The following is a 1,042-nucleotide window of genomic DNA, read 5'->3' as shown; positions in this document are numbered from 1 at the left end:
GACGGCACTAACGCAAAGTCTTGCCCTGCGGTCTCAATCAAGGTGTCGTGCCACGTAAACCCCCTGACTTTCTTGACCGTTTCACCGTAGCGGTTGGTGTGCTCGTCATAGGCAAGCTTGGCATCTTGGATATCTTGGCAAAAACGCTTCCAGCGGCTGTTGTCACACTGGTCATAAAGGTCAGCCAATTCACTGTCAAAGGCGACATCCTCCTTGGACGCACGGCGGATTTGTCGCCACAGCCCCACAGGGGGCGAGCCAGATTGAGAGAACTGTTTGATGTTCCATGTGCTGCACCATGCCCGCGCCGCGAGTGCGCGTGTGTCCGCATCGCCTTCGGGCATGTGTGCGCCGTTAACATTCTTGGAGATGTATTTCACCAGATACCCCACAGGGTCTTTTTGTGGGTCAGCGAACTTGATGTCTATCCGTTTCTTTTTAAGGCGTGGGGTATAAAGCTCGTCTTCATCCTCGCGACACGCTATCTCATTGAGAACGCATACGGCTCTGTCTTTGTATGACGCTGGGACATGTAAAAACAAGTGCGCGTGGGGTGTGCCGTCTTTGTGTGGCTCTGCAACACGCAGCCCAAACCAGGGGACGTCATGTTTTGCAAAATGAGAGCGAACCAGCTCCCACTTATCCATGAGTACTTGATGCGCTTCTTTGACGGTACAGCCGCACCATTTGGCTGAGTTGCGGTGGTATTTACTGGGTAATGTCCATGAGACAAACAAGCTCTCGTAGCCTAAGTCCTCTGCGCGCTCAACATCACCACGGGCACGAACAATCAATTCAACGCGGCGGTTGTCGGGGTTAGCCGTGGTACGCGCAGCGACCTCCTTGAGGCTATAGCTTTCTTCTGTGTCGACATTGACCACTAACATGCTTTCCATGAAGCGTTCATTCTTTTTGAGGTTGGTCATGAAGTGAGAGAAGGTCAGGGCAGAGACGTAGTAGCGTTTGTGTTTGCCTTTGCCCACATTACCGAGCGCAACCTGTGCATGCTCTCGGTATTGCTTGCGAAGACGGGCAAGTTTTC

At 52.7% G+C, this 1,042-nt stretch carries 1 protein-coding gene; it reads right to left on the bottom strand.

Translation table 11 applies throughout. From position 1 onward, the window contains the following. Nucleotides 1–1,042: replication endonuclease (locus tag B5D35_RS22940; protein ID WP_139367854.1), on the bottom strand; the 1,042-nt coding region annotated here is incomplete at both ends.

The organism is Enterovibrio nigricans DSM 22720 (assembly GCF_900167155.1).
Lineage (GTDB): Bacteria > Pseudomonadota > Gammaproteobacteria > Enterobacterales > Vibrionaceae > Enterovibrio > Enterovibrio nigricans.
The sequence above is the reverse complement of the archived record's forward strand: the minus strand, read 5'-3'. Positions and strand labels throughout refer to the sequence as shown.